Annotated in this window: 12 protein-coding genes; 7 read left to right on the plus strand and 5 right to left on the minus strand. The window is 62.4% G+C overall.

Going from position 1 to position 13,783, the window contains the following annotated elements; genetic code table 11:
* Positions 1-282 precede the first annotated feature (282 nt).
* The 5 genes from J3P85_RS10485 (at position 283) to J3P85_RS10505 (ending at position 4,986) form a co-directional block, all read left to right on the plus strand.
* Positions 283-951, plus strand: a complete 669-nt coding sequence (locus J3P85_RS10485) for an ABC transporter ATP-binding protein (RefSeq protein ID WP_434705735.1) — start codon at positions 283-285, stop codon at positions 949-951.
* On the plus strand, positions 948-3,419 hold the full coding sequence (locus J3P85_RS10490; RefSeq protein ID WP_434705737.1) for an FtsX-like permease family protein: 2,472 nt from the start codon (positions 948-950) through the stop codon (positions 3,417-3,419). Before J3P85_RS10485 ends, J3P85_RS10490 begins: the two co-directional genes overlap by 4 nt.
* On the plus strand, positions 3,409-4,479 hold the full coding sequence (locus J3P85_RS10495; protein ID WP_434705738.1) for a lipocalin-like domain-containing protein: 1,071 nt from the start codon (positions 3,409-3,411) through the stop codon (positions 4,477-4,479). The genes J3P85_RS10490 and J3P85_RS10495 overlap by 11 nt, the downstream gene beginning before the upstream one ends.
* A 65-nt stretch (positions 4,480-4,544) precedes the next feature.
* A complete protein-coding gene (locus J3P85_RS10500) occupies positions 4,545-4,787 on the plus strand; it encodes a hypothetical protein (protein ID WP_434705739.1) in 243 nt (80 codons plus the stop codon).
* A gap of 25 nt (positions 4,788-4,812) precedes the next feature.
* Positions 4,813-4,986 carry a hypothetical protein gene (locus J3P85_RS10505; RefSeq protein WP_186708648.1) on the plus strand — a complete coding sequence of 58 codons (174 nt, stop codon included), beginning with the start codon at positions 4,813-4,815 and terminating at the stop codon, positions 4,984-4,986.
* A 415-nt stretch (positions 4,987-5,401) separates the two neighbouring features.
* Here the strand turns inward: J3P85_RS10505 and J3P85_RS10510 are convergent, their stop codons facing one another.
* From J3P85_RS10510 to J3P85_RS10520, 3 genes are all read right to left on the minus strand, one after another.
* Positions 5,402-5,920, minus strand: coding sequence for an Hcp family type VI secretion system effector (locus J3P85_RS10510; protein WP_434705741.1), 519 nt, complete (start codon positions 5,918-5,920; stop codon positions 5,402-5,404).
* 297 nt (positions 5,921-6,217) lie between these two features.
* Complete coding sequence (hglS, locus tag J3P85_RS10515) at positions 6,218-7,606, minus strand: 2-oxoadipate dioxygenase/decarboxylase HglS (protein WP_434705742.1); 1,389 nt, start codon at positions 7,604-7,606, stop codon at positions 6,218-6,220.
* A 144-nt stretch (positions 7,607-7,750) separates the two neighbouring features.
* Entirely contained in the window at positions 7,751-8,680 is a 930-nt protein-coding gene (locus J3P85_RS10520; RefSeq protein ID WP_434705743.1) for an alpha/beta fold hydrolase, read from the minus strand.
* Positions 8,681-8,951: 271 nt separating this feature from the next.
* Here J3P85_RS10520 and J3P85_RS10525 point away from each other — a divergent pair, with 271 nt between their 5' ends.
* On the plus strand, positions 8,952-10,037 hold the full coding sequence (locus tag J3P85_RS10525; RefSeq protein WP_434705744.1) for a diguanylate cyclase: 1,086 nt from the start codon (positions 8,952-8,954) through the stop codon (positions 10,035-10,037).
* Positions 10,038-10,122: 85 nt separating this feature from the next.
* On the plus strand, positions 10,123-11,361 hold the full coding sequence (locus tag J3P85_RS10530; protein WP_434705745.1) for a M20/M25/M40 family metallo-hydrolase: 1,239 nt from the start codon (positions 10,123-10,125) through the stop codon (positions 11,359-11,361).
* Positions 11,362-11,512: 151 nt separating this feature from the next.
* On the opposite strand, the gene J3P85_RS10535 is transcribed toward J3P85_RS10530, so the two are convergent.
* A complete protein-coding gene (locus J3P85_RS10535; protein WP_434705746.1) occupies positions 11,513-11,860 on the minus strand; it encodes a DUF6124 family protein in 348 nt (115 codons plus the stop codon).
* 476 nt (positions 11,861-12,336) lie between these two features.
* Positions 12,337-13,671 carry a substrate-binding domain-containing protein gene (locus J3P85_RS10540; protein ID WP_434705747.1) on the minus strand — a complete coding sequence of 445 codons (1,335 nt, stop codon included), beginning with the start codon at positions 13,669-13,671 and terminating at the stop codon, positions 12,337-12,339.
* Positions 13,672-13,783 lie beyond the last annotated feature (112 nt).

A 13,783-nucleotide genomic window follows, 5' to 3' on the forward strand; every position in this document is an offset into this window, starting at 1 on the left:
GGATACCCACAAGGTCTTGCACGACCCTGTGGCGAGGGAGCTTGCTCCCGCTGGGTCGCGCAGCGGCCCCAAAAAAAGCGATGAGCGCTGCGCACTCAAGCGGGAGCAAGCTCCCTCGCCACAAAAGCTACCCAGCCATCACGCCACGGATTGATCAACGGTAAATCCTGTGGGAGCGAGCCTGCTCGCGATGGCGGTGGGTGAGTGGGTGAGTGGGTGGAGGTGTTGAGTGTGCCCAACCTCCGCTATCCTGAGCCTCACGCCCACCCGTCGAGGCTGTCCATGCTTGAAGTCCGCCAAGTGTTCAAAAGCTACCCCACACCCCAAGGCCCGTTGCCGGTGTTGCAGGGCGTCGACCTGACCCTGATGCCCGGCAGCAGCCTGGCGCTGATGGGGGAATCTGGCAGCGGCAAGAGTACCTTGCTGCATTTGGTTGCCGGGCTGGACAAGGTCGATCACGGGAGCATTCGCAGTGGCGAATATCGACTCGACGGCATGAGTGAAAGCCAGCTGGCGAATTGGCGGCGCACGGAAATCGGCCTGGTGTTCCAGCAGTTCAACCTCATCAGCAGCTTGTCGGTGGAGGACAACCTGGCGTTTCAGGCCCGCTTGTGCGGTCGCTATGACGCGGCCTGGCAAGCCCATCTGGTGCAGCGGCTCGGGCTTTCAGGGTTGCTGCGGCGTTACCCCGAGCAGCTTTCCGGCGGGCAGCAGCAACGGGTGGCGCTGGGGCGGGCGCTGGCTTCTCGACCGCCCTTGTTGCTGGCTGACGAACCCACCGGCAGCCTCGACGAAGCCACCAGTGACGAAGTGCTGCAACTGTTGCTGGAACTGCTGGAGGGCAGCCCCACCAGCCTGTTGATGGTGACCCACAGTCCCCGGGTAGCGGCTCGCCTGGCCCAACGCGTGGTATTGCATGGCGGACGGTTGGCGCAGGTGGCCCAGGGGTGATGATTTTTCGCCAGACCCTCAAGGCCCTGCTCAGCCATTGGCGCCAGCACCCGGTGCAGTTCTTCAGCGTGTTGACTGGCCTCTGGCTCGCCACCAGTCTGCTCACCGGCGTGCAAGCGCTGAACAGTCAGGCCCGGGACAGCTACGCCCGGGCCAGCCAACTGATCGGCGGCGAACCCCAGGCCAGCCTCACTGCACCCGGCGGCGGCACCTTTCCTCAGCAATGGTTTGTCGACTTGCGGCGCCAGGGCTGGCCGGTGTCGCCGGTGTTGCAGGCCCGGGTGGTGCTCAAGGGGCACGAGGACCAGCGTCTGCAACTGATGGGCATCGACCCGGTGTCGCTGCCGCCCGGTGCGGCGTTGGCGGGACAGGCGCGGGAGATGGTCGAGGTGGTGGAGTTCTTTACCAGTCCCGGTCGTACCTGGATCGCCCCGCAGACTTTGCAGGCCCTGGGGCTGGGGGAGGGCGACCAGCCCCAAACCGTCGATGGACGACCCCTGCCGCCGCTGCATGTCCAAGAGGACATGGCGCCGGGCATGCTGTTGATGGACATCGGGTTTGCCCAAGCGGTACTCGGAATGCCGGACCAGCTGTCGCGGCTGCTGTTGCCCGCGACGTTCAGCGATGCGCTGCCGGAGGCGTTCGGCGATCGGCTGCAATTCAAGCGCGCCGATGAAGAAAACAACCTCTCGCGCCTGACCGAAAGTTTCCACCTGAACCTCGACGCCCTGGGCTTTTTATCCTTCGTGGTGGGGCTGCTCATCGTTCACGCGGCCATCGGCCTGGCCCTTGAACAGCGCCGCAGTCTGTTGCGAACCCTGCGGGCCTGTGGCGTCAGTGCGCGGGTACTGCTCACCAGCCTGGCGATTGAGCTGGGCGGGTTGGCCTTGCTCGGTGGGATCGCCGGGGTGCTCAGCGGCTATTGGCTGGCGAGCCTGTTGTTGCCCGATGTCGCGGCGAGCCTGCGGGGTTTGTATGGCGCCGAGGTGGCCGGGCACTTGAACCTCAGCCCGGCGTGGTGGCTCAGCGGTGTCGGCCTGAGCCTGCTCGGTGCTTTGCTGGCTGGCGCCGACAGCCTGTTGCGGGCGGCGCGCCTGCCCTTGCTGGCGCTGGCCAATCCCCAAGCCTGGCATCAAGCCCATGGGCGCTGGCTGCGACGCCAGGGTTGGGTGGCGACGGTGGCGGCGTTGATTGCCGCATCGGCGTTGGTCTGGGGCGACAGCCTGGCCAGTGGTTTTGTCCTGATGACCGCCTTGTTGCTGGGTGCGGCACTGGCCTTGCCGGTGTTGCTCAGCGGCGTGCTGACGTGGTTGTTGCGCCGCAGCCGCTCGGTGCTCGGGCAATGGTTTCTCGCCGATTGCCGCCAACAATTGCCGACCCTGAGCCTCGCGCTGATGGCCCTGCTGTTGGCATTGGCGGCGAACATCGGCGCCGGCAGCATGACCGCCGGCTTTCGCCAGACGTTCAGCAACTGGCTCGAACAACGGCTGAGCGCCGAGTTGTACATCAACCCGCAAACCCCGGCCCAGGCCGAAGAGCTGCATACCTGGCTCAAGCAGCAACCGGCGATTATTGCCGTTGTGCCCCTCTGGCAAGTCTCGCTCCCGTTGCAGGGCTGGCCGACGGATATCCATGGCATCCTCGACCACCCTCACTATCGCCAGCATTGGCCGCTGCTGGAATCGTCCGGCGACAAGCCGTGGGAGCAGTTGGCCGCCGCCGACACCCTCATGCTCAGCGAACAACTGGCCCGACGCCTCAAGGTCAGTATCGGCGATCGGTTGACCTTGCCGACGCCGCAGGGACCTTGGGCACTGCGCATCGTCGGCGTCTACGCCGATTACGGCAATCCCAAGGGCCATGTGCTGGTCAACGTCGAGCACTTGCTGGCGCACTGGCCGAACCTGACGCCGAACCGTTTCAACCTGCGCATCGAACCGTCCGCGATCCCGGCGCTGGTGACGGCATTGCAGGGCCGGTTCGGCCTGGATGACAGCCGCATTGTCGACCAAGCCCGGCTCAAGGGCTGGTCGACCCAGGTGTTCGAACGCACCTTCGCCGCCACCGCCGCCCTCAATAGCCTGACCCTGGCGGTAGCCGGGGTGGCGTTGTTCATCAGCCTGCTGACCCAGAGCCAGAGTCGTCTCGGCCAGTTGGCGCCGCTGTGGGCGCTGGGGGTGACGCGTCGGCAGTTGATGTTGCTCAACCTCGGCCAGACCTGGCTACTGGCGCTGCTGACCCTGGTCCTGGCCTTGCCGCTGGGCATTGCCCTGGCCTGGTGCCTGGACGCGGTGATCAATGTGCAGGCTTTCGGCTGGCGCCTGCCGTTGCGGGTGTTCCCATTGCAGTTGGCGCAGTTGCTGGCCCTGGCGATGCTCGCCACGCTCCTGGCATCGGCCTGGCCGCTGTATGCGTTGTACCGCACGCAGCCGGCGGATTTGCTGAGGAGCTTTGCCCATGAAGATTAAAGCCGGCCTGTTGCTGCTGGCGTTGCTCAGCGGTTGTGATGACTCGGCGTCGACGCAAAAGGGCTTCGCCGGCCTCGGCGACCAGGCTGTCGCGTTCACGCCGGTCGTGCCTGGGCGGGTGTTCAGTTTCCCGGCCGACCACGGTATGCATGACGGTTTTCGCATCGAGTGGTGGTACGTCACCGCCAACCTCAAGGATGCCCAAGGCCGGGAGTTCGGCGTGCAGTGGACATTGTTTCGCAGCGCCTTGGATGCCGCACCCCAAGCCAGCGGTTGGCGCAACCAGGCAATCTGGCTCGGTCATGCGGCGGTCACTTCCGACAGCGTGCACCATGCCGCCGAGCGTTATGCGCGAGGTGGGGTGGGGCAGGCCGGGGTAAAAGCGGCCCCCTTCGAGGCCTGGATCGATAATTGGCAATTCGGCACCCAGGCTTCAGCGGCCGAGCCGTTGGCAGACATGCAATTGAAGGCTCGGGACCGACGCTTCAGCTATGCCTTGCGGCTGACGTCGAACCGTCCGTTGGTGTTGCAGGGCGATCAAGGTTTCAGCCAGAAATCCGAACAGGGCCAGGCGTCGTACTACTACAGCCAGCCGTTTTTCCAGGCCAACGGTGAACTGGAAGTCGACGGCCAGCGCTACACGGTCAGCGGCCCGGCCTGGCTCGATCGCGAATGGAGCAGCCAGCCCCTGACCGCCAACCAGACCGGCTGGGACTGGTTCTCCCTGCACCTGGACAATGGCGAGCACTTGATGCTCTATCGCATGCGCCACAAGCACGGCGCGCCTTACCTCACGGGCACCTGGATCGATGCCCAGGGCCGGGCGCAAACCCTGCGCGCCGAGGAGATCAGTCTCGTGCCATTGGACACGGCCAAGGTCGCCGGGCGCGCGATGCCGGTACGCTGGGCCATCAAGATCCCCGGCAAGCAACTCGACATCATCACCCAGGCACTCAATCCCAAGGCCTGGATGGACTTGCGCATTCCCTATTGGGAAGGCCCGGTGCGGCTGAGCGGCAACCAGGGCGGCATGGGTTACCTGGAAATGACCGGCTACTGAAAATCACTGGAACTCCCCGCGAATGCCGACCCTCATAACCTATGAATGTCTCGCAGGAGTCCGTCATGGGCGATGACCTCAAGCTACCGTCGCTGGCCGATTGGCAGCGACTGTTCGACGACAAGGCCTACCGGCAGCAGTCCCCCGATGCTCATTTCACCGAGTTGATGCAGGTGGCCAATGACCTGTTCGGCCGCGGCGCCATCGATCTGGCATGTTGGCAGGATTTGCAGACCCAGGCCGAGCAACTGCACCTTCGCTCTCCGGATGCCAATGTCGCTGAAGAAGTCGCCGACCCCGATGCCTGAATCCCGAATGCCCCAGGAGTTCGCCATGAACCACAGCCCCGATCAAACCCGGCCCAACCCGGACGCGCCAGCATTGCCCGGCGAAGTGGAACGCGACAACGATGCCTTGCGGCCCAATGACCCGGCCAAGCGCAAACAGCAACACGGTGACCCTGATGCGGGAGACACCGATGCGCAAAAAACCGGACGGCGTGGATGAAGTGCGTCATGCCGGCGGGTATTAAGAAAGAGTTTTTAATGGCTGTTTAAATTTTTGCCGATAACTTTTTTTGTACTTGTCCATGTTTTGTATAACTGTTTGTGCAGCCAGCTCATAAGCTCCCTCTCCACAGGTTTGGGGTATAGCCCTCAGATTTAGCTGTACGAACAAGTGAGTGATCATCAATCGGCGGCAGTTCCGATCAAAGATAAACAATTATTTAAACAGTCTCCCGGACATAGTCTGAAAGTTCCATTATTATTGTCCCCGTTCGCCCAGTGTCAGGCTCTTTACCAGTGCATGGATTGCCGAGGCCGTCGCACTGGGCGAACACCGTCCTGAATTAATAACTGTCAACTATTTGAGCGCACATTGACCAACAGCGTTGGCCGATGCGTGAACGGTTATCTTTGATTCAACCGACGGCGGGTGCACGCCAGTCATCGGAACCCGAGGTGCCGCTGACTTCGTGGGTCCAGGTGATCTTGCGATACGTGAAGTGAACGTCTTCCAGATGGGTGAAGTGAGCGTTCGTCGGGTCTTGGCAATTGAACATGTAGTCCTTGATTTCCACGATGATCGCGTCGAACAACGTGGTCGTGTAGTAGTGTTCCTGAGTGCCTAGTTTCGAAGTGCGAAACCATTGAATCGAGACCTCTTCCATGAGCTCACCGCTGGTCAGGGCCGCCAGCAACAGGGGCGAGGCCTTGTCAAACACCTTGGTGATAACCAAGGGCTTGTGTATGCGCTGGCCGGTTGGTTGGCCGGATTGAGGGTCGCGCGGGATGATCACTTGGTGCTGGAAGCCCTGCACCATGATCTGATTTTCGTGTCCTTCCTGATAAGTATTGCCCACCGAGTCGGCGGTAAACACGCCGTCGGTAATCGGGCCTTGTTTGGTGCCGACAATGGTCATATACGCGGGGGTAGCCAAGGGATGCTCTCCTTCCTGGATAACTAAGGGCCTGGGACGGAAATCGCCCCGAGGTGGCCTGACGGTTATCAAGAGCTGTGCCATTTTCAAAAAAACCAAATAGATCAATAGGTTGATTTGATTCTTGGTGGCTTTTTTCTCCAGAAAGGCCACAAAGCGCACAAACCCTTGCCCGGCGCATGACAGATTCTCGCGGCCCACCCGGACGCCAGCTGCCCGGGCAGAATCATCGAGACAGGCGCGCCGCGCTGCGTGCCTGTCAGGCAACTTCTTGCCGTTTTATCCTTCGGCGTATTCCTACACGCCCAATGCAGCCCTGCACTCGTCGATAGAGCGCTGTTGCGTCTGGGCATACAGCCCCAACTCGTCGATGGTCCCTCGCCCCAGCGCCGCCTCGAAGGCCTGGCGGTTGGACTGCCCGGCGTAATGGCTCTGGGCGGCGTCGCCGAGGTTCGACTGGAAGATGCCGGCGGCGCTGACGGGCAGGAAGTCTTCGTACACCAAGGGCTCGGCCCGCAGGTATTGCTGTTCGAGCAAGTGTTCCAGGGAGGTCGCTGCCTCAAGGGTGCCCTTGGCGGCGAGGCCCTTGGGCGTCGGGACATAACGGAAATACGCCAATGCCTGTCGGCGCAGCTCATCGTGGTTGTCCGGGAATGCGACGAAATGTTCGGCCATCAGCACGTTGTAGCGTTCGGCGTTGGCTTCGTTGGGAAACGCCCCCAGCGCATCGCGCGCGGCGTTGAGCAATTGGTCATAGAGTGCACGGCCCTTGGGCGTGAGCGCGGCGCCGCGTTGTTCGATTTCGCCGAAGCGGGCGCTATGGCTGCCTTGGGGCTGGGTCCGGGTCTGGGGCTGGTCGGTGAAGGCAACGGGCTCATCGAGCGCCTTGAAACTGGTCTGGCGCAGCAGGATCGGGCATTGGCGACGGGGTGGGCCTTCGATCACGGCCTTGGGGGTGATGCCGTGCACGGGCATCCGCGCCTGGACGATGTCGATGTCCAGGGTGCGCGGCGTCAGGTGATTGATGTGCGGGCCCTTGAACGCCACCACGTCGGCGATCAGGCGATGCTGGGCACTCAGTTGCCGATACTGTTCGGCGGTGACGGTGGCGCTGTGGTGCCAGCGGAAGGTTTCCAGGGCCTGTAGGACAAAGTCCTCGGCTTGGGTTTCGCTCAGGCCGCCCTGGCGTTCGGCCAGGTCAATGAGCTCAAGGGCGCCGGGGGTGAAGATCTGCCGTTTGGCCAACACCGATTCGGCAAAGGCCCGAAGCTCTGCATTCTCGATCAGTTCCAGGCGCAGCAGCGAGGTAAACACCCGGAACGGGCTGACCTGCAAGGCGCTTTCATGCACGGCGCGAAACGCGGTGGAATGTACCGGTACACCGGCTGGCGTGAGGTCGTAGTAGCCCACCGGCTGCATGCCCATGACCGCGAACAGTCGCCCCAGGGTCGCCAGCTCGGCGGCGGTGCCGACGCGGATCGCGCCGTGGCGTTCCAGGTCCAGGCGCTCGAGTTCGCCAGTGTTGCGCAGGTGGGCGGCCAGTTCCGGCTGTTCGGTCAGGACCTGGGCGTTGGTGTCTTCCACCAGCTCCATCAGTGCGCCATACAACGGCACCTCGTCGCGGTACATGTCGGACATCGCTCTGGAGAAGCGTTGACGGATCAGGTCGGGGCTGACGAAGCTCATCGTGAGAATTCCTGGCGAGGGCTGTGGGAAAGTTGGACGAAAGATCGCAGCCTTCGCCGGTCCCGGCAAACGAAGAATCTTCAGGACTTCATTCTGCCAGGGACTGACCCACCGGTTCACCACGGGGCGTTGCTTGCATCATGATCACTGCCCCAATCCCTTGAGAAAGTCACGGTACAGCGCCGCGGTTTTCCCCGGTTGTTCGATCATGGGCAGGTGGCCGATCCCGTCCCAGATTTCCACACGCAAGTCCGCGATGCCCTTGCTCCATACGGGCACGCTGCTGACGTCGATCACCCGGTCCTGGCGACCCCAGAGCAGCAGCGAAGGGGCACGAATGGCGGCCAAGTGGGGCTCCATTGGCGGGCTGGCGCGAAAGTCGGTGTAGATCTCCGCCAGTTCCTCGCGCCGCTGTACATAACGCTCGGCCACGGCGGCCATGACCATGCCCGGCACCCAGGGCGGCGAGGCCATGGTCATTGCGTAGAACGGCATGAATTCCTCCCGCGAATGCACGAGGGACGGGTTACGACCGGCGGCCAGTTGGCGGTCCATGTCACTGGGTTGGGGGGAGGTGACGCCGGCCGGATTGAGCAGCGCCAGGGTCAGCACACGTTCAGGCGAAGTGGCCGCCAGCCACGCGGCGAGATGCCCACCCATGGAATTGCCGATCACGTGGACCTTGTCCAGGCCGCAGGCGTCGAGCAACTCGATCACCCGCCGGGCCTGGGTCGGGATGTCGTAGCCGCCGCCGGCCTTGAAGCCGGTTTCGCCATGGCCGGGGAGGTCGGGGATCACCACTCGGTAATCACCGACAAAATGTCGGGCAACCCGCAGCCAGAGGTTCTTGTCGCCGCTGTAGCCGTGCAGCATCAGGATGCTCGCCGATGCTTCATAAGGCCCGCCCTGCCAGGTCGACACGGTCATTTCACTGATGGGCACGGTGATTTTGCGCAACCGGTAAAGGCGTGCTTCCAAGGCCATGCTCATGTCGTAGATCACATGGCCGATGCCGGGATAGGTCAACCAACTCCAGGCGATAAGTACAGCAATAACCACGAACAACACCAGCATGTTTTGCCCTCCATGGGCTGCGACAGAATGTAATCAAACGGATCAGGCGGTGTTCAGTGAAGCTTAACCCAGGAACATCGTTGCCCAGGAATCCTGCTTTGCGAGGCGTCACGGATTTCCTTGTCATATATAGCCAAGATCCGAGCAGAGCCCCCGCATTTTGCTGAAGAAAAATACCCCTGCATTCAGTGGTGGCTATTTGATGCCGCCCTGATAGACTCCAGGCAAGCCCATCCCGATGACTCGGGAAACCCGCGGTGCAGAGGCGTCTATGCAAAAGACGGGAAAAAAGGGACTGTCGTTGGCCAGGAGGCTCTACGTATCGCGCATCCTGGGCCTGACGCTGGGGTTGCTGCTGGTCAGCGCCGCGCTCTATCCCCTCGATCCGCCGCCCTGGGTCTGGGGCTTCATGCTGTTCAACGGCCTGCTCTGGCCGCACCTGTCCTATGGGTGGGCTCGCCGATGCGCGGTGCCGTACCACGCCGAACACCGCAACTTGTTGATCGATGCCTTTCTCGGCGGCTTCTGGGTCGTGGCGATGCAATTCAACCCGCTGCCCACGGCCGTCACGCTGGCGATGATGGCGATGAATAACGTCGCCATCGGTGGTTTGCGTTTCCTGCTCGTCGGGGTTGTGGCCCAAGTGGCGGGCATCGCCGTGGGCATGGTGATCTTCCCGCTGACCGGCGTGCCCATGACCAGTCCGGCACAGATCTACGCTTGTCTGCCGCTGCTGTGCCTGTATCCGATGGCACTGGGTTGGATCTGTTTTCGCCAGGCCTACACCCTGGGGCGACAGAAACGTGAATTGCTGGCCCTGAGTCGTACCGACAGCCTGACCGGGTTGCTCAACCATGGCGCCTGGAAAGACCGCCTCAACGAGGAGTTCCAGCGTTGCGGGCGCCATCCAGCGGACGGGACCACCCATGGCGCGATTGCGCTGATCGACATCGACCATTTCAAAGCCATCAATGACACCTACGGCCACGGCGCCGGCGACGTCGTGCTGCGCCGGCTCGGCAAGCTGCTCAGGCAGAACCTGCGCGCCGCCGACGTTGTCGGGCGTTATGGTGGCGACGAGTTTTGCGTGGTCTTGCCGGACCTGACCCTGCATAACGCTGTGCAGGCGATGGATGGTTTGCGTGAGCGCTTCGCGACCCTCAGCTACGAGCAGGATCCGGCGCTTAAAGTGAGCCTGAGTATTGGCCTGGCGGTGTTCAACCCGGCGTATGGCGACGCAACGCTTTGGCTCAACGATGCAGACCAGGCGTTGTACGAAGCCAAGACCAGCGGGCGCAACCGGGTCACTTGCCACCGGCATCGGCAGGTGCTGGAAGCATCGGTTGTTTCCCTCTGAGATGGCCACCTGCTGTCTAGAGCCTTGCCCCGTTGTCAGGTAGGGTGCCCATGGCACTCACTCGATACGGAACAAGGATGAAATCATGACGATGACCGCTGTTCGCTCCCGTCTGGCCGTCAGCCTCGGCCTGAGCCTGGCCCTTGGCGCCTTCACCCCCATGGCCTTCGCGCAACCCCATCAACAAATCCTGACCGATGCGCAGCATTACCAGGGCGAGGCCCTGAAACTGCTGGAGCGGCTGGTGAATATCGACTCCGGCTCCGGCTATGTGCCGGGGCTGACCCAGGTCGGTGACATTGCCATCGACGAACTGGAAAAGTTGGGCGCTACCATCGAGAAGGTGCCGAATTCGGACGGTAGCCAGCACATCCTGGCGACCCTCAAGGGCACCGGTAAAGCAAAAATCCTGCTGATGGCCCATATGGACACGGTGTTCAAGGAGGGCTCGGCCGCTGAACGCCCGTTCCACATCAAGGATGGCCGTGCCTACGGGCCGGGGGTGATGGATGACAAGGGCGGCATCGTCGCCGGGATCTACGCCTTGAAAGTGCTCAAGAACCTCGATTTCAAGAATTACGCGCAAATCACCTTCCTGCTCGACGCCAGCGAGGAAACCGGCTCGGACGTGGCCACCGACCTGATCAAGAAAACCGCCAAGGCCCACGACGTGACCCTCAACCTCGAGCCGGGTCGCCCGGCCGACGGCCTGGTGGTGTGGCGCAAAGGCAGTGCCACGGCGCTGGTGGAGGTCAAGGGCAAGGCGTCCCACGCCGGTGTCGCGCCGGAACTGGGGCGCAATGCGGCGATGGAAGCGGCACACCAGATTCTGCAACTGGGCAAGCTCGGCGACGCGGAAAAGAAAACCACCATCAACTTCACCGTGCTCAAGGCCGGTGACCGGACCAACGTGATCCCCGACCAGGCGAGCGCCAAGGCCGATGTGCGGGCGGCGGTGCCGGAAGAATTCGACCGTATCGAAAAAGACCTGGCCCGTGTTTCACAGGACAAGCTGATCGCCGATACCGAAGTCACCACCAGCCTCAAGCGCGGCCTGCCACCGATGCCGCAGACGGCGGAGTCGGACCGGTTGATGGCCATGGCCCAGGGCATCTATGGCGAACTGGGGCGCAAACTGACCGAAGAAGGCAGTGGCGGCGCGGCGGACGCCAGTCTGTCAGCCGGGGTTGGTACGCCGACGCTGGATGGGTTTGGCATCGTGGGTGGCAATATCCACACGCCGGAGGAGTACGCCGAAGTCGAAAGTGTGGTGCCAAGGATTTATCTGTTGTCGCGGATGATCATGGAATTGGCGGGGCGGTAACAGGCTGCTTGTCATGACACACATGCTCTTGTGGCGAGGGAGCTTGCTCCCGCTGGACTGCGCAGCAGGCCCAAGCTTTTGGTTAGACACAAAATGCTTGGGGCCGCTTCGCGACCCAGCGGGAGCAAGCTCCCTCGCCACGGGGGATGCACTATGTCGACGGGTGCGCTTCGACGTTGTCCAGCGCTCGGTCTGCCAGCTGTCCACTCAATTCGATCAATTGGTGGATGCCCAGGGCAATGTGGCGCCTTGAGCCTTCCAGGTCGAAGGCCAGGTCGCTGAGCATGGCGTTGGCCGAGGCCAGGTTTTCGCTGAGGTTGGCGAGCAGGGTTTCGGTGTTGATGCCGTTGATAAGGGTGAAGAGCTGGCTTGGGTCGGTTTGCGGTTTGCTGGATTTGGGTTTGAGGTAGTAATTGAGGGCGCGGTCTGCCGCCGCTTTGTCGAGTGCTTCCGAGTCGGCTGGATGTTTGTCCGGCGGGTTTGGGGTTGCTTTGAACATGGATGAAACTCCTTGGTAATGGGAGCCACAACCCTTTGCTACCAAACATTGGGTGGCGGCTATACGCAGGTTGGTAGACCGGGTACCAAGGCAAACCCAGCGCGCCAAGAGGCGCCCCGCGCACAGCCGCCATAATAAATATGCCGGAGCTGTGCGCCTTAGTTTTACCCGGGCTACCAAACCCGATCGCTGATTCGTCAGCGACCCGGAAACGATAAAGCCCTGGCCCCAAGGCGCACAAGCCGGCGGATTCTGGCGTAGTTGTAGGCAATGGCGCAAGGTGAGGTCGTTCGGTCTTACGCCGAGATTAATGCGATAAACATAAGGCTTTTGTGGCGAGGGAGCTTGCTCCCGCTGGACTGCGCAGCAGGCCCAGGTTTTTTGGTTTGACACAAAATGCTTGGGGCCGCTTCGCGACCCAGCGGGAGCAAGCTCCCTCGCCACAAGAGCGGGTTAGGCGTTTGATGGCATCGTTGCTAGTAAACCCAGACCTCCACCCGCCGATTCCTGACCCGTCCTTCATCCTCGCTGTTGGCCGCCACCGGCATCAACGCCCCGAACCCTCGCACTTCCCGTAGCGCCACGCCGTATTTGACCAGTTCCCGTCGCACCGCCATGGCTCGCAGTTTGGACAACAGATCGGCCCGGGCCGGGTCGTCCTTGACGTCGCCAAAGCCCACCAGGGTCACGCGTCGGTCGGCTTTGCCATGCTGCTTTATATAGTCGAGCACGCGCCCCAGGTCCTGGTGGGCCTTGTTGTCCAGGCTGGCGCTGCCTTCTTCGAAGCGAAAATTCACGGTCAAGCGTTGGGCATGGCGGCTCAGGGCCTGGTAGCCCTCGGGCATCAGTGCATTCGGTGCGACGGCCATGGCTTGGACGGTCTGGGCGATGAAACCGTTGGCCGCGACGATGGCCTGGCCTTTGTCGCTTTGGGTAAACGCCACCAACGCTTCGGCCCAGGGGTTGGTGCCCCAGGGTGGCAGATAGAAGAACAGGCGCCGGGAAAGCGGGTAGTCCTCGGTGGCGATCAGGTGGTTAAGCGGCAGCATGGGCTGGGATGCGCCGTCGACAATGGCCAGCGCCTTGGCCTGGCGCACGTAGGGCAAACCGATGAAACCGATGCCTTGCGGGTCCTGGCTGACAGCGTCGGACAGCTGTTCGCTGGACTCGAAGCGTCGCGCTGTAGGATCCAGCCGTTTTCCCTGTCGGCTAAGGACCAGTTCCTTGAAGGTGTCGTAGGTGCCGGATTGCTCATCCCGGGCGTACAGATGAATCGGGCCGCCCGTGCCGCCGACGGCTTCCCAGGTTTTTGCCTCGCCGCTGAATATTCGTGCCAGCTGTACGGTATCGAGTTGGCGCAGTGGGTTGTGGGGATGAAGGATGATCGCCAGGCCATCGATGGCGATGACTTGTTCGGCGGCAGGACTTTTCAGGTCGCCCAGGGACGACAAGTCCTTCAGTTCGCTGTCCTTGATCGGCCGGGAGGATGCCGCCAGGTCGGTGCTGGCCTGTTTGAGGGCAGCAAAGCCGGTGCTGGAGCCGTGGGCCGCGATATCGACCTGTACCCGTCGGCCATCGGCGGTCTGGCCGACGATGCGCTGCTCATTGTCGCGCCCTGTGATTTCGCTGCTGACCCTGAGCAGCCCCTGGTCCTCCATCAATCCCCTGACCAGCGCCGGCCCCAGCGCCGCGCCGATGGTATTGGAGCCCTGCAGGCGCAAGGCTGGGCCGTGTTCGGGAATGGGCAAATTGCCGGCCCATGCCACGAACGGCAGCCAGAGGCCCATGAAAAAGACAACACACAGCCGCATGCCGGCACCTGCTGAACCCGAGGAAGTGCCGGAAGATTAAGTCAGTCAGGTTACTGAAAGGTGACAGGGGTGCGACGGGGCACCGAAGTCCGATGTGGGAGCGAGCTTGCTC

The sequence above is a fragment of the Pseudomonas sp. Z1-12 genome (assembly GCF_051132015.1).
GTDB lineage: Bacteria > Pseudomonadota > Gammaproteobacteria > Pseudomonadales > Pseudomonadaceae > Aquipseudomonas > Aquipseudomonas zanjanensis.